Source organism: Burkholderia sp. AU30198, from assembly GCF_020419825.1.
Lineage (GTDB): Bacteria > Pseudomonadota > Gammaproteobacteria > Burkholderiales > Burkholderiaceae > Burkholderia.
Genome location: NZ_JAIZSA010000006.1, coordinates 240,625 through 259,681, shown reverse-complemented (window position 1 = coordinate 259,681; position 19,057 = coordinate 240,625). Strand labels below are relative to the sequence as shown.

General features: G+C 69.0%; 21 protein-coding genes. 16 read left to right on the top strand and 5 right to left on the bottom strand.

Going from position 1 to position 19,057, the window contains the following annotated elements; genetic code table 11:
• Window positions 1-4 precede the first annotated feature (4 nt).
• The 8 genes from mdcC to LGN19_RS16050 all read left to right on the top strand — a co-directional run bounded on the left by mdcC (window position 5) and on the right by LGN19_RS16050 (window position 5,894).
• Entirely contained in the window at window positions 5-319 is a 315-nt protein-coding gene (mdcC, locus tag LGN19_RS16085; protein WP_006485317.1) for a malonate decarboxylase acyl carrier protein, read from the top strand.
• A complete protein-coding gene (locus LGN19_RS16080; RefSeq protein WP_226215883.1) occupies window positions 319-1,344 on the top strand; it encodes a biotin-independent malonate decarboxylase subunit beta in 1,026 nt (341 codons plus the stop codon). The genes mdcC and LGN19_RS16080 overlap by 1 nt, the downstream gene beginning before the upstream one ends.
• Window positions 1,331-2,038, top strand: a complete 708-nt coding sequence (mdcE, locus tag LGN19_RS16075; RefSeq protein ID WP_122944971.1) for a biotin-independent malonate decarboxylase subunit gamma — start codon at window positions 1,331-1,333, stop codon at window positions 2,036-2,038. Before LGN19_RS16080 ends, mdcE begins: the two co-directional genes overlap by 14 nt.
• The gene (gene mdcG / locus LGN19_RS16070; RefSeq protein WP_226215882.1) at window positions 2,025-2,693 is read left to right on the top strand and encodes a malonate decarboxylase holo-[acyl-carrier-protein] synthase; all 669 of its coding nucleotides are present in this window, start codon (window positions 2,025-2,027) and stop codon (window positions 2,691-2,693) included. Before mdcE ends, mdcG begins: the two co-directional genes overlap by 14 nt.
• On the top strand, window positions 2,690-3,556 hold the full coding sequence (gene mdcB, locus LGN19_RS16065) for a triphosphoribosyl-dephospho-CoA synthase MdcB (protein ID WP_226215880.1): 867 nt from the start codon (window positions 2,690-2,692) through the stop codon (window positions 3,554-3,556). Before mdcG ends, mdcB begins: the two co-directional genes overlap by 4 nt.
• Window positions 3,553-4,485 carry an acyltransferase domain-containing protein gene (locus tag LGN19_RS16060; RefSeq protein WP_122944974.1) on the top strand — a complete coding sequence of 311 codons (933 nt, stop codon included), beginning with the start codon at window positions 3,553-3,555 and terminating at the stop codon, window positions 4,483-4,485. Before mdcB ends, LGN19_RS16060 begins: the two co-directional genes overlap by 4 nt.
• Before the next feature lie 117 nt (window positions 4,486-4,602).
• Complete coding sequence (locus tag LGN19_RS16055) at window positions 4,603-5,124, top strand: phospholipase D-like domain-containing protein (RefSeq protein ID WP_226215878.1); 522 nt, start codon at window positions 4,603-4,605, stop codon at window positions 5,122-5,124.
• A gap of 125 nt (window positions 5,125-5,249) precedes the next feature.
• The gene (locus LGN19_RS16050) at window positions 5,250-5,894 is read left to right on the top strand and encodes a phosphoribosyltransferase (protein WP_122944976.1); all 645 of its coding nucleotides are present in this window, start codon (window positions 5,250-5,252) and stop codon (window positions 5,892-5,894) included.
• Window positions 5,895-5,901: 7 nt separating this feature from the next.
• Here LGN19_RS16050 and LGN19_RS16045 read toward each other — a convergent pair whose 3' ends face one another.
• Window positions 5,902-7,119: a polyhydroxyalkanoate depolymerase gene (locus tag LGN19_RS16045; RefSeq protein ID WP_226215876.1), complete on the bottom strand. Its 1,218-nt coding sequence runs from the start codon at window positions 7,117-7,119 to the stop codon at window positions 5,902-5,904.
• A gap of 253 nt (window positions 7,120-7,372) precedes the next feature.
• Between LGN19_RS16045 and LGN19_RS16040 the strand changes: the two genes are divergently transcribed.
• Entirely contained in the window at window positions 7,373-8,002 is a 630-nt protein-coding gene (locus LGN19_RS16040) for a glutathione S-transferase family protein (RefSeq protein WP_226215874.1), read from the top strand.
• A gap of 173 nt (window positions 8,003-8,175) precedes the next feature.
• On the top strand, window positions 8,176-8,382 hold the full coding sequence (locus LGN19_RS16035) for a hypothetical protein (protein ID WP_226215872.1): 207 nt from the start codon (window positions 8,176-8,178) through the stop codon (window positions 8,380-8,382).
• 109 nt (window positions 8,383-8,491) lie between these two features.
• Here LGN19_RS16035 and proP read toward each other — a convergent pair whose 3' ends face one another.
• Complete coding sequence (proP, locus tag LGN19_RS16030; protein ID WP_226215870.1) at window positions 8,492-9,979, bottom strand: glycine betaine/L-proline transporter ProP; 1,488 nt, start codon at window positions 9,977-9,979, stop codon at window positions 8,492-8,494.
• 539 nt (window positions 9,980-10,518) lie between these two features.
• Between proP and LGN19_RS16025 the strand changes: the two genes are divergently transcribed.
• Window positions 10,519-10,851, top strand: a complete 333-nt coding sequence (locus tag LGN19_RS16025) for a YnfA family protein (protein ID WP_122944979.1) — start codon at window positions 10,519-10,521, stop codon at window positions 10,849-10,851.
• Between the two features lie 27 nt (window positions 10,852-10,878).
• Here the strand turns inward: LGN19_RS16025 and dnaQ are convergent, their stop codons facing one another.
• From dnaQ to LGN19_RS16010, 3 genes are read right to left on the bottom strand one after another with little or no spacing between them, the layout of a single operon-like run.
• Complete coding sequence (gene dnaQ, locus LGN19_RS16020) at window positions 10,879-11,613, bottom strand: DNA polymerase III subunit epsilon (RefSeq protein ID WP_226215868.1); 735 nt, start codon at window positions 11,611-11,613, stop codon at window positions 10,879-10,881.
• A 37-nt stretch (window positions 11,614-11,650) separates the two neighbouring features.
• Complete coding sequence (gene rnhA / locus LGN19_RS16015; RefSeq protein ID WP_011351593.1) at window positions 11,651-12,094, bottom strand: ribonuclease HI; 444 nt, start codon at window positions 12,092-12,094, stop codon at window positions 11,651-11,653.
• Window positions 12,091-12,903 carry a class I SAM-dependent methyltransferase gene (locus LGN19_RS16010; RefSeq protein ID WP_122944981.1) on the bottom strand — a complete coding sequence of 271 codons (813 nt, stop codon included), beginning with the start codon at window positions 12,901-12,903 and terminating at the stop codon, window positions 12,091-12,093. Before LGN19_RS16010 ends, rnhA begins: the two co-directional genes overlap by 4 nt.
• Before the next feature lie 18 nt (window positions 12,904-12,921).
• Here LGN19_RS16010 and gloB point away from each other — a divergent pair, with 18 nt between their 5' ends.
• From gloB to leuE, 5 genes are all read left to right on the top strand, one after another.
• On the top strand, window positions 12,922-13,728 hold the full coding sequence (gene gloB / locus LGN19_RS16005; RefSeq protein WP_226215866.1) for a hydroxyacylglutathione hydrolase: 807 nt from the start codon (window positions 12,922-12,924) through the stop codon (window positions 13,726-13,728).
• Window positions 13,729-13,879: 151 nt separating this feature from the next.
• Window positions 13,880-15,439 carry a transglycosylase SLT domain-containing protein gene (locus LGN19_RS16000; protein ID WP_226215864.1) on the top strand — a complete coding sequence of 520 codons (1,560 nt, stop codon included), beginning with the start codon at window positions 13,880-13,882 and terminating at the stop codon, window positions 15,437-15,439.
• Window positions 15,440-15,596: 157 nt separating this feature from the next.
• On the top strand, window positions 15,597-16,814 hold the full coding sequence (locus tag LGN19_RS15995) for an MFS transporter (protein WP_174957196.1): 1,218 nt from the start codon (window positions 15,597-15,599) through the stop codon (window positions 16,812-16,814).
• Window positions 16,815-17,180: 366 nt separating this feature from the next.
• Window positions 17,181-18,326, top strand: a complete 1,146-nt coding sequence (gene carA / locus LGN19_RS15990; RefSeq protein WP_226215862.1) for a glutamine-hydrolyzing carbamoyl-phosphate synthase small subunit — start codon at window positions 17,181-17,183, stop codon at window positions 18,324-18,326.
• Between the two features lie 37 nt (window positions 18,327-18,363).
• On the top strand, window positions 18,364-19,023 hold the full coding sequence (gene leuE / locus LGN19_RS15985) for a leucine efflux protein LeuE (protein ID WP_226215861.1): 660 nt from the start codon (window positions 18,364-18,366) through the stop codon (window positions 19,021-19,023).
• Window positions 19,024-19,057: the final 34 nt, after the last annotated feature.

Below are 19,057 nucleotides of genomic sequence, written 5' to 3'. Positions count from 1 at the left end.
GGGCATGGAACAGTTGAACTATCGCTTCACCGCGCGCGAACGCGCGAAGGGCGAGCAGGCCGCGGCGCTCGTCGGCGTGGTGGCATCCGGCAATCTCGAAGTGCTCGTCGAGCGCGTGCTGCCGGGCAACGAATGCGAGATCGACATTCGCACCGCGGCGGTCGGGTTTGGCGCGGTGTGGCAGGCCGTCGTGTCGGATTTCGTCGAGCGGCGCACGCCGGGCGGCCTGAAGCTGTCGATCAACGACGGCGGCGCGCGGCCCGACATGGTGTCGCTGCGGCTCGCGCAGGCGGTGCGGGCAATCGAAGGAGACGCTTGATGAACAACCCCCACGCTCACATTCGCTCGCTGCCCCCCGAGGGGGCGGGAGCCTCCCTGGGGGCGGCCCGTCGGGAGGCGCCGAACGACGTCGATCTCCGCTCGGATCACGACACGCCCGCGTTCGTCGCGAATGGCGCGAGCTGGTACGAAGCGTCGGCACGGCAGCGCGTCGACGGGCTGCTCGACGCGGGCAGTTTCAGCGAATTCCTTGGTCCCGCCGAGCGTGTGACGAGCCCGCACCTGCCGTTGTTCGACCTGCCGCAGCAGTTCGACGACGGGATGGTGGTCGGCCACGGCCGGCTCGACGGCCAGCCGGTGTTCGTTGCCGCGCAGGAAGGCCGCTTCATGGGCGGCGCGTTCGGCGAGGTGCACGGCGCGAAGCTCACCGGGCTGCTGCGTGCGGCGCGCGAAACCGGCAAGCCGGTGCTGATCCTGTTCGATACGGGTGGCGTGCGGCTGCAGGAAGCGAATGCCGGCGAACTCGCGATTGCCGAGATCATGCGCGCGCTCGTCGAAGCGCGAGCGGCCGGCGTGCCGGTGATCGGGCTGATCGGCGGGCGTGCGGGCTGCTATGGCGGCGGCGGGTTGCTCGCCGCGTGCTGCTCGGCGCTCGCGGTGTCGGAGCAGGGCCGCATCAGCGTGTCGGGCCCCGAAGTGATCGAGACCAATCGCGGCGTCGAGGAATTCGATGCGAAGGACCGCGCGCTGATCTGGCGCACGATGGGCGGCAAGCACCGGCGGCTGATCGGCGGCGCGGATCGCTACGTGGCCGACACGCCGGACGCGTTCCGAGCGGCGGCGCTTGAACTGATCGGCCGTGCGCCGACGTTCGATGCGGCGATGCTGCGCGCGGAACAGGCGCGCCTCGAAGCGCGCGTCGAGCGGTTCGGTGCGTGCAAGGATGCACTCGACGTGTGGCGTGCACTGGGCGCATCGGCGCCGGAAGCGATTCCGGGGATGCAGGACGATGCCTTCGCCGCGCTCGCGGACCAACTGCAGGAGAGCCCGCATGACGCTCGATGAAGTACTGAATTCGCTGTTCCCGCAAGGCCATTCGATCGCCCGTCACGGCGGCCTGCTGACCGGCCACGCGGAACTGGGCGGCACGCGCGTCGACGTGATCGGCGTCGCCGAGCGTTTGCCGTTCGGCATCGACGAGGCGCTGACGCTCGCGGCGCGCGTGCTCGACACGATCGCGCGCGGCGGCGACACGCCGATCCTCGTGCTGGTCGACAGCGACAGCCAGCGGATGAGCAAGCGCGACGAACTGCTCGGCCTGAACGAAGGGCTGTCGCATCTCGCGAAGTGCCTGATGCACGCGGATCTTGCCGGGCACCGGACCATCGGCGTGCTGTACGGCCACACGGCCGCGGGCGCGTTCATCGCCACCGCACTTGCAACGCGCACGCTGCTCGCGGTGCCGGGCGCCGAGCCGGAGGTGATGGATCTGCCGTCGATGTCGCGCGTGACCAAGCTGCCGATCGACGTGCTGAAGGAGATGTCGCGTTCGACGCCGGTGTTCGCGCCGGGGCTCGACAACCTCGTGAAGATGGGCGCGGTCGACGCCGTGCTCGATCCGGCCCGCGCGCTCGACGCGCAGGTCGGCGAATGGCTCGACAAACCGGCTGACCGCGTCGACCGGCGCGCCGCGCGCGGCCGGCCGGTTGCCGCCGATGTCGCCCAGCGCGTCGAGGCACTCGCGCGTGCCGCACGCTGAGCTGCCGCTGCGCCGCCACACGCTCGTCACGCTGACGGCGGCGGGGTGGGGCGCGGCATTCGCGCGCGATCCGGCGCTCGCGGCCGATCCGCTCGTGCAGGCGTGGGCCGCGCGCGGCTGGCCGCTGATCGTGCGCCGCGCGTCGCCCGACGAGGCCGATGCCGGCCGCGTGCCGCTCGGCCTGCCGCTGCCGCCTTCCGCGGGCAAGCGGCGCATCGCGCTGAACGCAGCCGCTGACGCGCTCGCGACGGTCGGCCCGCTACCCGCGTTGTCCGACGTGTTTGCTGCCGCCCCCGACGCATGGCGCCCGGCATTGCGCGAACTCGACGCGCTCGGCGCGCGTTGCGGCGTGCAGGGCCGCGTGTTCGGCAGCCTCGCGTGGCAGGCGCTGACGGGCGAGCGCTACCTGGGCGCGTCGTCCGATCTCGACATCGTATTCCCGCTGCCGGAGGCCGCATCGATCGCGCCGTTGCTCGACGGCCTCGCGGCGATCGACGCGCGCGCACCGATGCGCATCGACGGCGAACTGCTGCGCGACGACGGCGCGGGCGTCAACTGGCGCGAACTGCATGCGCGGCAGCGTGACGTCGCGGTCAAGACCGCGATCGCCGTCGAATTGATGCCGGCCGACGCATTCACCGGAGGCGCACGATGAGCGCATGGGCTGCCTGCCGCGTAGCGGCGCCGTCTGAGGCCGACCGCGTCGCCGAATTGGCCGCGCGCAGCCTGGTGCTCGAGATCGAGACCTATCCGAAGCCTGGGCTCGTCAGTCATGTCGACACCGGCAGTCATTCGGACATGGATGCCGCGACGTTCGCCCGCAGCGCCGCGGTGCTGCGGCCGTACTTCGCCGAGTTGGCCGACGCGGGCGCACGCGATGCGGACATGGCCGTGCTGCGCAAGATCGGCCTGCGTGCCGAGCACGCGATGCTCGCGGCGACCGGCGGCGTCAATACGCATCGCGGCGCGATCTTCGGGCTCGGGCTGCTGTGTGCGGCCGCGGGGAGGCGCGCGATGCCGGGAGCCGTGCCGGACGGGATGACGCTCGGTGCGTTCGTCTCGCACCGCTGGGGCACCGATATCCTCGGCGGCCCGCGTTTGCCCGACAGCCACGGCGAACGTGCGAGCCGCCGCTACGGCGTCGGCGGCGCGCGCCGCGAGGCGGCCGACGGTTTCACGACCGTCTATGCGGTCGGGCTGCCCGCGCTGCGTCGCGCGCAGCGTGACCTGCCCGGCGACCCGGAAGCCGCGCGCGTCGATGCGTGCTTCGCACTGATCGCCGCGCTCGACGATACGAATCTGTTGCACCGGGGCGGACAGGACGGCCTCGATTTCGCGCGGGCGACCGCCCGTGCGTTCGTTGCACGCGGCGGCGTGCGGGCACGCGACTGGCGGCTGCGCGCGGTCGCCGCGCACCGTGCGTTCGTCGCGCGGCGGCTGAGCCCGGGCGGCGCGGCCGACCTGCTCGCGATGAGCGTTTTCGTCGATGCGCTCGAAGCCGATGGGGATACGCGATGACGCTGGCCATCCTCTGTTCAGGGCAGGGCGCGCAGCGCGCCGACATGTTCGATCTGACCGGCACCGCGCCGCAGGCCGACGCGCTGTTCGCGCACGCCGGCCGGCTCCTCGGCGACGATCCGCGCACCTGGGTTCGACAGGCCGGACCGGACGCACTGCGCGAAAACCGTGCCGCGCAGATTCTCTGCACGGTCCAGGCGCTCGCCGGCGCCGCGCTGCTCGACGCGGTGTGGCCGCGCCGGCGCTGCGTCGCCGGCTACAGCGTCGGCGAAGTCGCGTCGTGGAGCGTCGCGGGGATGATCGAACCGGAAGCCGCGCTCGACCTGGCCGATGCGCGTGCGCGTGCGATGGATGACGCGAGCGGCGGCGACGAGCGGATGGTGTTCGTGCGCGGCCTCACGCGCGCGCAGCTCTCACGGTTGTGCGACGGCCGCGACGCGGCGATCGCGATCGCGAACCCCGGCGACGCGTTCGTGGTCGCGGGGCGGCAGGCCGATGTCGATGCGGTGGCCGACGCCGCCGCGCGCGACGGCGCGCTGCGCGTCGCACCCGTCTGCGTGCGGATCGCGTCGCACACGCGCCGGCTCGCCGCGGCCGTGCCGGTGTTTCGCGCGTCGCTCGCCGCGACGCCCGTGCGGCGGCCGCTGCCCGGCACGCGGCTGTTTTCGGGGATCGACGGCGCGTCGGTGCTCGACGTCGACGCGGGCCTCGACAAGCTCGCCCGGCAGATCGCGGAGCCGGTCGAGTGGGCGGCCTGTCTTGCCGCCTGCGTGGAGGCCGGCGCGACCGCGTTCCTCGAACTCGGCCCCGGCCGCGCGCTGGCCGAGATGGCGAGTGGAGCGTATCCCGCGCTGCCGGCGCGCAGCCTCGCGGATTTCCGTTCCGTCGACGGCGTGGCGAGCTGGCTCGCGCGCGTCGCGGCGGGCTGATCGGCGGCGTGAAAAAGGGCCTGTAACCCGCTCGCCGGGCACCGGTTTTGCGCTGTGTGTTGCGCCGGCGCAGCAGCACCGCAGGCGGCGCTTGCCACGCGAATTGGCGTCGTTACAATGGCGCCCGCCATGAGACCCGCCGCCTTCCTTCTCGCCGCGCTTTGCTGCGCGGCGAGCGCCCACGCCGCCCAGATTCCGTCCGATGCCGCATCGGTCGGCACATACTTTTCGTATGACAATGCCGCGGCCGACGCGACCGTCGACCTGATCGGGCAGGCGCAGCGCCGCGTGCTGCTGGCCGGCTATTCGCACGTGCCGCCGGCGGTCGCGAGCGCGCTGCGCGCGGCCCGCTCGCGCGGGATCGAGGTGCGTGTCGTGCTCGTGCGCTCGCCGCGCGCGGGCAGGTACAGCGGCGCGGGCTACCTGAAATCGTCGGGTATCGACGTGGCGATCGATTCGCGGCACGGCGATCCCGCGCCGCGCTTCGTGATCGTCGACGACAGCGTCGCGCTGACGACTTTGTCCGAGGGCGCGACCGCCCATGCGGAGACGGTGAACGTGTTCCAGCGCGCGCCCGAGCTTGCGCAATCCTATGCACAGTCGTTCTGGCGGCTGTACCGGCAGGCCGGCGGCCTCTGACCCTTTCCTTCGGCGCCACGCGCGCCGGTGTGACCCTGCTTGCATCGGCGCGGCCGATGAACCATGCTCGTTGACAGGCGCCGGCGCGGGTTTCGCGCATCCGGCGCAACGGCAGGGAGCCGATCGTGTTCGAGTGTTTTGCCGATCGCACCGATGCCGGCTGCCAGCTGGCCGGCGCATTGCGCGATTACGCGGGGCGTGGCGACGTCGTCGTGCTTGCGTTGCCGCGCGGCGGCGTGCCCGTCGCGTATCCGGTCGCTTGCGCGCTGCACGCGCCGCTCGACGTGCTGGTCGTGCGCAAGCTCGGCGTGCCGTACGATCCCGAGCTCGCGATGGGCGCGATCGCGACGGGCGGTGTGATTCATCTGCAGCGTTCGGTGCTCCGTTCGATGAACGTGTCCGGCGAACAGCTCGCCGACGTGATCGCGCGCGAGACGGTCGAACTGCATCGGCGCGAAGCGCTGTATCGCGGTGCCGCGGCGCCGCTGCCGGTTGAAGGGCGCATTGCGATCGTCGTCGACGACGGCGTCGCGACCGGCGCGTCGATGCGCGTTGCGCTGCAGGCGTTGCGCGAGCGTCGCCCGGCGCGGATCGTGGCGGCTGCCCCGGTCGCGCCGGCGGGCACACGGCATGCGTTCGACGATCTGGCCGATGCGTTCGTCACGGTGACGCTGCCGCTGCCGTTCTTCGGGATCAGCCAGTTCTACGCGCGCTTCGAGCAGACGAGCGACGACGAGGTACGCGCACTGCTCGATGCGGCCCGGCTCTGACGCGGACTCACGTCCGCCTGATGCGGCGCGGGCGAGGGCGGCGGGTTTCGGCCCACGCGAACACGCGCTGCAGCGTCGGATGGACATCTCCGTGCCAGCGCGCCCCCGTAAACAGCCCGTAGTGATCGCAGTCGTCGATGTCGATGCGGTAGCGCTCGTCGTCGGCGAGGCCGCTGCACAGGTCGAGCGCCGCATGCGTCTGGCCGGCGCCCGTGACCTTGTCGCAGGCACCTTCGACGGTCAGCAGCGCGATGCCGCGCAGCGCGGCCGGCTCGACACGCTGGCCGCCCACGTCCCACGTGCCGTTCGCGAGGCTCATGCGCTGGAACACGATGTCGACCGTATCGAGAAAATACTCGGCCGGCATGTCGAGCAGCGCCGTGTATTCGAGCAGCGCCCGCCGCGCGCCGGCGAGCCCGGCCATGTCGAAGCGCGACGCGGCCAGCGCGTAGGCCTCGAGCAGCGTCAGGAAGCGCTGCGGGTACACGAGCGCGATCTCGCCCTGTTGCAGGTAGGTCGGAAATACGTGGCGGCCATGCCCTGCGAAGCCGGGCGGCACGATGTCGATCAGGTGGCGGTGGCACCAGTCGAGCGAATGGGCGGCGGCGGCGGTGCCGAGCGCACTCGGATTCCGGCGCGCGTCGAGCGGGCCGCCGATCAGCGTGACGCTCGCGGGCAGTGCGAGGCCGCGGGCGGCGCGCAGGGCGAGCGCGCCAAGCACCGGCACGGTCGCCTGGCACACGGCGACGACATGCAGCGGCCGGTCGTCGTGCGCGAGCCCGTCGACGAAGCCGTCGAGCATCGCGACATACTCGTCGAGCCCGAAGCGGCCCGATGCGAGCGGCACGTCGCGCGCATTGCGCCAGTCGGTCACGCAGACGTCGCCGTCCGCGAGCAGCGTCTCGACGGTTTCCCGCATCATCACGGCGGCGTGCCCGGCTAGCGGCGCGCATAGCAGCACCGTGCGCCGCGGATCGGCGTGCGTGAAGCGCCGCAGGTCGCAGAACGGCGTGCGCGCGACGACGTGCTCGCCGACGGCCGGCCACCCGATATCGAAGTGCGGCGGCCCGTCCGACGGTCCGAGCAACGGCTCGAACAGGTCGTCGTAGCACGACGACGCGGTGCGCGGCAGCGTGGCCGCGGGCCACGCGTCGAACGCGTGCCGTGTCGCCGCGCGCCAGGCGCGCATCCATTCCCGCTGCTGCTCGACGAGGGCATACCACATGGCGAACCTTGGGGTGGAAGGGGCGTGAACTTGCATTATGGTCACTGTGGCCGGACAGCGTGAGTCCCGCGTGCGTCCGGCTGATGCGCATCAAGCGCACGGGCGCAAGGGCCGGCCGCGCACGTTCCACCCTTTCGGCAAACGCGTTCGTGGAGCAGGCGCCAGCCCGTGGCCGGCGGGAACGGGCCCTAGGCGATGCCGCGCGACGCTGCTACAGTCGTCGATCCCATTCCCCTCAAGCGGAGCGTTTGCGATGAAGCTGATCGGCATGCTGGATTCCCCGTTCGTCCGCCGTGTCGCCATTTCGGCGAAGCTGCTCGACCTCCCGTTCGAACACGAGTCGATCTCGGTGTTCCGTCATTTCGAGCAGTTCAGGGCGATCAACCCGGTCGTCAAGGCGCCGACGCTCGTAACCGGCGACGGTGCGACGCTGATCGACTCGTCGCTGATCGTCGACTATCTCGATCACCTGGTCGCGCCCGAGCGGCGCCTGCTGCCCGATGCCGCCGATGCACGGCTGCACGCGCTCGTGCCGGTCGGCTTCGCGCTGGCGGCCGCCGAAAAAACCGTGCAGGTGGTCTACGAGCAGGCGCTGCGTCCGTCCGACAAGCAGCACGCGCCGTGGCTCGAGCGCGTGCTGAGCCAGATCGAGGGCGCATACGGCGCGCTGGAACCGCTCGTCGCGGCCGCGAACCGCTGGTTCGGCGGCGCGCGCCTGCTGCAGTCAGACGTGACGGTCGCGGTGGCATGGCGCTTCACGCAGTTCATGGCGGCCGACTACCCGGTGCTCGCGCGGATCGACCCGGCCCGTTATCCGGCGCTGGCCGCGCATTCGGCGCGGGCGGAAGCGCTGCCGGCGTTCGTCGAAACACCGCTCGTCTAGGTGTCGCGGCGGCGCGCGACGCGGTCCCACGTCGCTGTGCGCCGCTCGCTCGGCCTTGCCAGGCAAGGCTTTGCCGATTGTTCGCGGCGGCCGACAAGTGACTTCGCATTCGTGCTGTTTATCCGGAAGCGGCCGGTCCCTAGAATCCACTCCATCGAATCACGCTTTACCTGATGGAGCCGATGATGAAAGCCCTGATCGAATCGAGCCTGTTCCACCCGTCCGTCGTGTTGCCGCTTGCCGCGCTGACACAGTTGATGGTCGAGCGCGATTTCAATCTCAGTCAGGTCGGGCTGATCGTCGCGGCGCGTGGCGCACAGGCAGCCGTGTCGCGCTCGCGCGCACTGATTTTCTGCCGCCACTGCGAAGCGCAGGCATGAGGGCGCTCGCAGCGCATGGATGAAAAAACGCCCGGCCGGCGCAAGCCGGTCGGGCGGATCGGGTTCGATCGGGCCCCGGCTTCGGCCGGGGCTTTTTCATGGGCGACGCTCAGGCGCGTGCCGGCGACACGACACCGTACATCTCCGATTCGTCTTCCTCGCGCATCTGGCGCACGAGCTGATGGGCTTCGCGGCGCGTCGCGACGGCCGGCGGCGAGCCCTTGAGCGGCTGGCGCGCGGTTTCGGCGAGCGCGACCACCGACACGATGCCGATCACGGCGGCGCCCATCATGTAGTACGCGGGCACCATCAGGTTGTGCGTGACGTCGACCAGCCACGCGGTGACGAGCGGCGTCGTGCCGCCGAACAGCGACACCGACACGTTGAAGCCGATCGCGAGCGCGCCGTAGCGGATCTCGGTCGGGAACAGCGCCGGCAGCGCCGACGGCATCACGCCGGTAAAGCACGACAGCAGCACGCCGAGGATCAGCAAGCCGCCGAACACCGACGCGGTGGTGCCCGCATGGATCAGCATCATCGACGGGATCGACAGCGCGAGCAGGCCGACACAACCGGCGAGCATCACGGGCTTGCGGCCGATCCGGTCGGACAGGCGGCCGGCGGCGAGCGTCAGCGGCATCATCAGCACCATCACGATCAGCACGAGCACGAGGCTGTGCGATTCGTCGAAGTGCAGCGTCGACGACATGAAGCTCGGCAGGTACGACAGCACCATGTAGTCGGTCACGTTGAAGATCAGCACGAGGCCGACGCACAGCAGCAGGGCACGCCAGTTGCGCATCAGCGTTTCGCGGAAGCGCGCCTTCGGCACGGCCTTGTCCTGCGCTTCGCGCTCTTCGGCCTGGCGTTTGAACGCGGGCGTTTCCTCGAGCTTCATGCGGATGTAGAGACCGATCAGGCCGAGCGGGCCGGCGATCAGGAACGGCACGCGCCAGCCCCACGACAGCAGCGCTTCCTGCGACAGCGACGCGGTCAGCAGCGCGACGACACCGGCGCCCAGCACGTAACCGATCAGCGTGCCGAACTCGAGGAAGCTGCCCATGAAGCCGCGGCGCTTGTCGGTCGAGAATTCGGCGATGAAGGTGGCTGCGCCGCCATACTCGCCGCCGGTCGAGAAGCCCTGCACCAGGCGGGCGACGAGCAGCAGCACGGGCGCCATGATGCCGATCGATGCGTAGCTGGGGATCAGGCCGATCGCAAAGGTGCCGACGGCCATCATGATCATCGTGGCGGCAAGCACGCGCTGGCGGCCGATGCGGTCGCCGAGCGGGCCGAACACCATGCCGCCGAGCGGGCGCACGACGAACGCGGCCGCGAAGGTGCCGAAGGTCGCGAGCAGCTGCGCGGACGGGCTGCTGGACGGGAAGAACACCTTGCCGAGCGTGACGGCGATGTAGCTGTAGACGCCGAAGTCGAACCATTCCATCGCATTGCCGATGGCCATCGCGCTGACGGCGCGCTTGAGGAGGCTCTGGTCGACGACGGTTATGTCGTCCGCGACGAGCGGAGCTTCGCCGGACGACGAAGCGGAGGAAGAAGCAGCGGTCGGGCTGACGTGTGTTGCGGTCAAGGTCATGCACTCCTTTGACTGCGCCGAACGGGCGGGCCGTCCGACACGGTTTGCCTGCGAGCGCGGTGTCGTGTGCGGCGCGTCGGGGCAGGCCATTAAGCACTTACTGCATTAAAAGCGGTAAAGGGCCGTAAGGGGCTGCTTCGACGCGGGCCCGATGGGCCGTCGCGACAGTGCGCTCATGAAGAATGGGCCGCGTGATGCAGGCGGCAGATGCCGGTGCGGACGGTGTCCAGCGTTCCGGCAAGCGCCCCGGAGGGGCAACGAAACGAGAAAAGCGGGCCTGTCGGGCGGGCTTTCCTGTGGGTGCAATTTCGGTTGAAGGGCCGGCCCGCAACGCGCGGACGGACTTCTCTCGAAATCGAATAGACAGAGATTGAATGTTGAAACAGGCGACATGATAGCACGATGACGGATGATCGTGCAAATTGCCGGGAAACGCCCGTCTGGCGGGGCATTCGGCGAGGGTGGCTCGGGTATGATCGGCGGCGCGCGGCGGGGCCGTGCAGCCCCTGGCGACGGGGGCAGAATTCACGAGGAACCGGATGACCGAACTGATGAGGATCGCGGCGCTGTTCGCCGCCACCGCGCTGGCCGAAATCGTCGGCTGCTACCTGCCGTGGCTCGTGCTGAAGGAGGGCCGGCCGGTGTGGTTGCTGGTGCCGGCCGCGCTGTCGCTCGCGCTGTTCGCGTGGCTGCTGACGCTGCACCCGAGTGCGGCGGGGCGCACCTATGCCGCGTACGGCGGCGTGTATATCGCGGTGGCGCTGGTCTGGCTGCGGGTGGTCGACGGTGTCGCGCTGACCCGCTGGGATGTGGCCGGCGCGGCGCTCGCGCTCGGCGGCATGGCAGTCATCGCGCTGCAGCCGCGCGCGTGAGCGCGGCCGCGGCGCGTGCCGCGTGCGTCAGGCCGTTTCGGCGGCGCCCGCGTCGGCGGACTTGCGCCATACGCAGGTACCCTTGACCGACTTGTCGAGCTCGTCGAGTTGCGCCTGGTGCGCGGCGAGCTCGTCGTCGCTGGCCGCCACCACCGGCAGGTCGAGCGACGCCAGCGCGACGCGCTGACCGTTGCCGGCGCCGCCGTGGGCCGCTTCGTCGTCGAGCATGTCGATCACGAGGCTGTCCTGGCCGCGCGTCATCGCGAGGTACACCTCGGCGAGCAGCTCCGAGTCGAGCAGTGCGCCGTGCAGCGTGCGGTGCGCGTTGCTGATGCCGAAGCGGTCGCACAGTGCGTCGAGCGAGTTGCGCTTGCCGGGGAACATCTGCTTGGCCTGCACCAGCGTGTCGATCACGCCGCCGCAATGCTCGCTGAACGACGGCAGGTCGAGCCGCGCGAATTCGGCGTCGAGGAAGCCAAGGTCGAACGGCGCGTTGTGGATGATCAGCTCGGCATCTTTCACGAAGTCGCGGATCTGGTTGGCGACTTCCGCGAATTTCGGCTTGTCGCTGAGGAATTCGGTCGTGAGCCCGTGCACCGCCAGCGCGCCCGGATCGCTGTCGCGCTCGGGGTTCACGTAGAAGTGCAGGTTGTTGCCGGTGAGCCGCCGGTTCAGCAGCTCGACGCAGCCGATTTCGATGAGGCGGTCGCCCGTGCGGGCGTTCAGGCCGGTGGTTTCGGTATCGAGAATGATCTGGCGCATGTCGGGAAAAACAAAAGAAACAGGGAGCGGCCTGCGTTCAGGCCGTGAGCGATTCGACGCCGCGATTCGCGAGCGCGTCCGCGCGCTCGTTTTCGGGATGGCCCGCGTGGCCCTTGACCCAGCGCCACTCGACCTCGTGCTGCGCGACGAGCGCGTCGAGCCGCTTCCACAGGTCGGCGTTCTTCACGGGCGTCTTTGCCGCGGTGATCCAGCCTTTCTTCTTCCAGCCGTGGATCCACTCGCTGATGCCTTTCTGCACGTATTGCGAGTCGGTATGCACGATCACCTGGCACGGCCGCTTCAGCGCTTCGAGCGCGGCGATCACGCCCATCAGCTCCATGCGGTTGTTGGTCGTGTTCGGCTCGCCGCCGAACAGCTCCTTTTCCTTGTCGCCGTAGCGCATCAGTGCGCCCCAGCCGCCGGGGCCGGGGTTGCCCTTGCAGGCGCCGTCGGTATAGATGTCGATGGTATCGGTAGTCATGAATGTTCTTGATGAGTGGTCGGGGAGGCCGCCGGCGTCAGGCCCGGTGCGAGCACGGGCTTCTTCATCCGGATCTGGCCGACGAGGCGCATGCCGCGCACGCGCTTGACGGCCGTCACCATGTAGACGGCGCCGAAGATCGGCCACCAGCGGTCGCCGGCGGCTTCCATGAAGCCGTAGCGGGCGAGCCACTTGTCGGTGACGAGCGGCGGCCGGTAGCAGCCGAAGCGGCCGCGTTCGAGATCGAAGCCGAGCAGCTTGATCCAGTCCTTGAGCCGGATGAACGCGATCTGGTCGCGCGTGGCCGGCACGAACGGACGGTTCGCCATGCGCCCGAACGATTGCCGCATGCCCCACAGGCTGAGCGAATTGAAGCCGGTGATCACGAGCTGGCCTTCCGGCATCAGCACGCGCTCGGCCTCGCGCAGCAGGCGGTGCGGGTCGGACGTGAATTCCAGCGTGTGCGGCATCACGATCAGGTCGACGCTCTGCGACTCGAACGGCAGGTCGAGCAGGTCGCACCAGGTCGTGCTGCGGCCGTCGGGCGCGTGCTCGGGCGTATGCGCTTCGCGCGCCCACGGATACTGGTAGGGCGCGCTCGCGCCGCTCGCCGGATCGAGCACGAGGCCACGATACGGCATGCGGTTCTCGCGCAGCGCGTCGAGCTGCGGCAGGCCGAGCTGCAGCGCGTGGAACCCGAAGACGTCGGACACGATCCGGTCGAGCTGCGCCTGCTCCCAGTCCAGCACGTAGCGGCCGGGCGGTGAGTCGGTCCAGGCGGGCCAGTCTATAATTTGACGGTCAGACATAACGATGATTGCGCGCCCATGAACGAGCTGGAATACGTGCCGGTTCCGGCATTCGATGACAACTATATCTGGCTCGTCTCGGACGGCCGCGATGCGATCGCCGTCGATCCGGGTGAAGCCGCACCGGTGCGCCGGGTTCTAGCCGAACGCGGCTGGCGGTTGACCGCTATTTTACTCACGCACCACCACGCCGACCACGTCGGCGGTGTCGCGGCACTGCGCGATAGCCAACCGGACGATGTGCCGCTGCCCGTTTACGGCCCGGCCGCCGAGGCGATCGGTGTGGTCACGCGGCCGCTCGAGGGCGGCGCGCGCGTGACGCTCGACGCGCCCGCCGCGACGTTCGACGTGCTCGACGTGCCGGGTCATACGCGCGGCCACATCGCCTATTTTCAGGCGGCCGGACCGGGCAACGCGGCGCCGCACGTGTTCTGCGGCGACACGCTGTTCTCGTGCGGCTGCGGCCGTCTGTTCGAAGGCACGCCCGCGCAGATGCTCGCGTCGCTCGACGCGCTCGCGGCACTGCCGGGCGACACGCACGTGCATTGCGCACACGAATACACGCTGTCGAACATCCGCTTCGCGCTCGCGTGCGAGCCCGGCAATGCGGCGCTCGCCGCGTGGCGCGACGACGCGCAGGCGCGGCGTGCGCGCGGCGTGCCGACCCTGCCCACTACGATCGCGCACGAACGTGCCGTTAACCCGTTCATGCGTGCGGACAGCGATGCGATCCGCGCGACGCTCGAGGCCGAACTGCACGAAACGGTGCCGGATCGTCTGGCGGCGTTCACGCTGATGCGCGAGTGGAAAAACCGGTTCCGATGACGATTTTTGGAGGACTCCAAAGCTCAAGCGGAGTCTGTAAAAATTGCTCCAAATGTAGGATTTCGCTGAGTTTTCGGTGTTTTTATTGACGTGAAGCACGCACTTCCGTAGTATCGCCTGCAATTTCCAGCCGTCGGAAGCAGAGATTTTCATGCGACTTATATTGAGTGCGATGGTGGTTCTGCTGCTCGCCGCTTGTGCGAGCCAGGCCCCTGTCGCCAACAACGCCGCCGATTCGCAGGCGACGTCCAACTACCTTCGTAAATCAGCCACCGCCAAAGAAACTGTCGACGTCGACAAGCAATCCGTCGGCGACCTGACCAGTGCAGACTCCGATCTCTGGGGTCGCATCCGCCGCGGTTTCCAGATGCCCGACCTGCAGACCGACCTCGTCGACATGCAGACCACGTGGTACACGCAGCGCCCGGATTACGTGCAGCGCATGACCGAGCGCTCGCAAAAGTACCTGTACCACATCGTCGAGGAGCTCGAGGCGCGTCACATGCCGACCGAGCTCGCGCTGCTGCCGTTCATCGAGTCCGCGTACAACCCGCAGGCGCTGTCGGTCGCGAAGGCGGCCGGCATGTGGCAGTTCATGCCCGGCACCGGCCGCACGTACAACCTGAAGCGCAACATGTGGCAGGACGAGCGCCGTGACGTGCTCGCGTCGACGAGCGCCGCGCTTGACTACCTGTCGCGCCTGCATGACATGTTCGGCGACTGGTATCTCGCGCTGGCCGCGTACAACTGGGGCGAGGGCAACGTGCAGCGCGCGATCGCGCGCAACCAGGCGGCCGGTCTGCCGACCGACTACCTGAGCCTGCGGATGCCGAACGAGACGCGTAACTACGTGCCGAAGCTGCAGGCGGTGAAGAACATCATCGCGAATCCGCAGCAGTATGGCCTGACGCTGCCGGAGATCCCGAACCACCCGTATTTCGTGACGGTCACGACGTCGCGCGACATCGACGTGGCGGTGGCCGCGAAGCTCGCGAACCTGTCGCTCGACGAATTCCGCTCGCTGAACCCGTCGTTCGCGAAGCCGGTGATCCTCGGCGCGACCGAGCCGCAGATCCTGCTGCCGTTCGACAACGCGTCGGCGTTCGAGAAGAACCTGAAGGCGTACAACGGCCAGCTTTCGTCGTGGACCACCTACACGGTCAGCGAACGTGCGCGGCCGGCAGCGATCGCCGAGAAGATCGGCGTGGACGCCGATACGCTGATGTCGATCAACAAGATTCCGGCCGGCATGCGCCTGAAGCCGGGCTCGACGATCGTCGTGCCGCGCGGCGATGACGACGACGAGGACATCAGCGCCGACGTCGCCGAAAACGGCGCGCTCGCGATGGAACCCGACGTACCCGATACGCGCAAGATGCTGATCCGCGTGCGCCGCAAGCAGTCGATGGCGGCGATCGCCGGCCGCTACGGCGTGTCGGTCGGCCAGCTCAAGGCGTGGAACCGCACGCACCGCGATCTCGCGATGCCGGGCCAGGCGCTCGTGCTGCACGTGCCGGTCGGCCGTTCGGTGCCGGCGGAACCCGGCCCGGAGCGGATCGCAACGTCGGCCGCCGGTGCGCACATCGAGCGCGCGAGCCTGGCGGTAGGCGGCAAGTCGCACAGCGCGAAGCGCGGCGCGGCGAAGCCGGCGGCCAAATCGGCGAAGGCGGCCCCGGCCAAGGCCACTGCGCACAAGGGCAAGAAGAAGTAACGCAGTCGCAAACGCATCGTGCGGCCGGCCCGGTTCGCACGATTGCGTTATCATCCGACGAAATGCGATGAAACGCCGTCACCGAGGTGACGGCGTTTTTGTTTGTGCGCGGCGCGGGGGCGCTGCTTCGGAAGTCTTCATATAACGAGGGGAAGCGATGTCGTCGGTGCAGGTGAGGGTGCTCGCGCTGTTTTCGGTCGGGTATTTCGTGTCGTATGTGTTTCGCGGCGTCAATCTGGGCTTCGCGCCGTTCGTGACGCACGAGCTCGGGTTGTCGGCCGCCGATCTCGGGCTGCTCACCAGTCTCTATTTCCTGGGTTTCGCGGGCGCGCAGATCCCGGCCGGCGTGATGCTCGACCACTTCGGCTCGCGTCGCGTGACGGCCGGCATGCTGCTGTTCGCGGCCGCCGGCGCGGCCGTGTTCGGCGCCGCGCACAGCCTCGGCACCATGATGGTCGGCCGGCTGCTGATCGGCGTCGGCGTATCGGTGTGCCTCGGCGCGGCGTTCAAGGCGCTCGCGCAGCATTTCCCGGTCGGCCGGCTGCCGCTCGTCAACGGCCTCGTGATGGCCGTGGGTGGCCTCGGCGGCGTGATGGTCGGCTCGCCGCTGACCTGGCTGCTCGGCTGGACGAGCTGGCGCGCGATCTGTTTCGGTCTCGCGGTGCTGACGGTGATCGTCGCGGCATCGATCGGCCTGGGCGCGCCGGAAGCGAAGCAGGTGCGTCACCAGGGCGGGCTCGTCAGCCAGTTCAAGGGCACGTGGCATATCCTGAGCAGCCGCGCGTTCTGGAAGATCTCGTCGTTCTCCGTCGTCACGCAGGGCGTGTTCTACGCGATGCAGTCGCTGTGGGTCGGGCCTTACCTGCGCGATGTCGCGGGGTTCGATGCGCCGCATGCGGCGCGCCTCGTGTCGGTGCTCGGCTTTGCGATGATGGCCGGCTGCGTCGGCTTCGGCGCCGCGGCGCGGGTGCTCGAGCGGCGCGGCGTGTCCGTGTACGCGTTCTGCGGCGTCGGCATGGCGCTGTTCGTCGCGACGCAGATCGCGATTGTCGCGGGGGTGCCGTTGCCGCCGGCCGTGCTGTGGGCGGCATACGGGATGTTCGGCGGCGTCGGCATCCTGACCTACGCGGTGATGGCCGGGCACTTTCCCGCGCATCTGATCGGCCGCGCGAACACGACGCTCACGCTCGTGATCTTCCTGCTGATCTTTGCGTTCCAGATCGGTGTCGGCGCGGTGCTGTCGCACTGGCCCGCGGTCGACGGCCGCTATCCGGCCGCCGCGCACTTCACCGCGTGGGGCGTGCTGCTCGCGTTGCAGCTCGCGAGCGCGGTCTGGTACGTCTGGCCCGCGCGCGGCGCTGGCCAAGCACACTGATCCGGCGGTACGCTGGCGGGTAGGGCGGCCGCGGAAACGGGGCCGCAGCGCGTTGCGCCGTGCCGCCGGGCATGGCGGGGCGCACGATCGGACGGCCAAATCGATTGAAGATAGGGCCATTTTCGGGCTATAATTTGAAAGTTTGTGCTGATCAACCTCGCACCCTAGCGCCTACCTCATTCATCCCGTTCATCCGCCGCACGCCGCCAGCCGGGCGATGCCGCGAAGCCTCGTGCGCCACGCGCCGGGTTCGCGTCTCGACAAAGCAGGCCGCGTCCAGCAAGCGACCGCGCGCGCCCACGCAGCGCGGCGCGCGCGCGGCAGGGTAAACAGGTCGGCAGCAGGGTGTTCCCCAAGGAGCCTCCCGTGTTGCCGTCTTTTACTCCCGCCTTGCTTGCACTCGCCGACGGCACGGTCTTTCGTGGTTATTCGATCGGGGCCGAAGGCCATACGATCGGCGAAGTCGTGTTCAATACCGCGATCACCGGCTATCAGGAAATCCTGACTGATCCGAGCTACTCGCGCCAGATCGTCACGCTCACCTACCCGCATATCGGCAACGTCGGCGTCAACGCCGAAGACGTCGAAGCCACGAAAGTCCATGCCGCCGGCCTGATCATCCGTGATCTGCCCGCGCTCGCATCGAACTTCCGCATGGACCGCACGCTCGGCGACTACCTGCGCGACGAAGGCGTCGTCGCGATTGCCGGCATCGATACCCGCAAGCTGACCCGCATCCTGCGCGACAAGGGCGCGCAGAGCGGCTGCATCCTGACGGGCTCGGACGACGAAGCGAAGGCGATCGAGCTCGCGCGCTCGTTCCAGGGTCTCGCGGGCATGGATCTCGCGAAGGTCGTGTCGACCACGAAGCCGTTCGAGTGGAAGCAGACCGAATGGCGCCTCGAAGGCGGCTACGGCATGCAGGAAGCGCCGAAGTACCGTGTCGTCGCGTACGATTTCGGCGTCAAGTACAACATCCTGCGCATGCTCGCGGAGCGCGGCTGCCACGTGACGGTGCTGCCGGCACAGGCGAGCGCGGAAGATGCGCTCGCGCTGAATCCGGACGGCGTGTTCCTGTCGAACGGCCCCGGCGATCCGGAACCGTGCGACTACGCGATCGCGGCCACGAAGCAGTTCATCGAGCGCGGCGTGCCGACCTTCGGCATCTGCCTCGGCCACCAGATCATGGGCCTCGCGGTCGGCGCGAAGACGCTGAAGATGAAGACGGGCCACCACGGCGCGAACCACCCGGTGAAGGATCTCGGCGACGGTCGCGTGGTGATCACGTCGCAGAACCACGGCTTCGCGGTCGATGCGGATTCGCTGCCGGCCAACGCGCGCGTGACGCACGTGTCGCTGTTCGACGGCACGCTGCAGGGCTTCGAGCTGACCGACAAGCCGGCATTCTGCTTCCAGGGCCACCCGGAAGCGTCGCCCGGCCCGCACGACATCGGCTATCTGTTCGACCGTTTCACCGCGCTGATGGACGCGGCGAAGCAGCGCAACGCTTAACGTTACCGACGCAACTGAAGGACGGGAGATTCACATCATGTTCGGCCACGCACTCGGCATCACGGATATCTGGACCTACGTGTTCGGCGTGATCTTCATCATCCTGCTGCCGGGGCCGAACTCGATGTACGTGCTGTCGCTTGCGGCGCAGCGCGGCGTGAAGGCCGGCTATCGCGCGGCGTGCGGCGTGTTCGTCGGCGACACGGTGCTGATGGTGCTGTCCGCCGCCGGCGTCGCGTCGCTGCTGAAGGCGAACCCGCTGCTGTTCTCCGTCGTCAAGTACGGCGGCGCCGCGTATCTGCTCTACATCGGTACCGGCATGCTGCGCAGCGCGTGGCGAAAGCTGCGCGCGCCGGTGAATGCGCCGGCCGAGGCAGCGCCCGCGGTGGACGGCGAGCGGCCGTTCCGCAAGGCACTGATCGTGAGCCTGCTGAATCCGAAGGCGATCCTGTTCTTCATCTCGTTCTTCATCCAGTTCGTCGACCCGGCATTCCCGCATCCTGCGTTGTCGTTCGTCGTGCTCGGGGCGATCGCGCAATGCGCGAGCTTCCTGTACCTGAGCACGCTGATCTTCGCGGGTGCGCGGCTCGCCGAGCACTTCCGCCGCCGCCGCAAGCTTGCAGCGGGCGCGGCGAGCAGCGTGGGCGGCCTGTTCATCGGTTTCTCGGTGAAGCTTGCGCTCGCCACGATGAGCTGAGCGCAGCCGGCCGACCCACGACAACGATTACTTA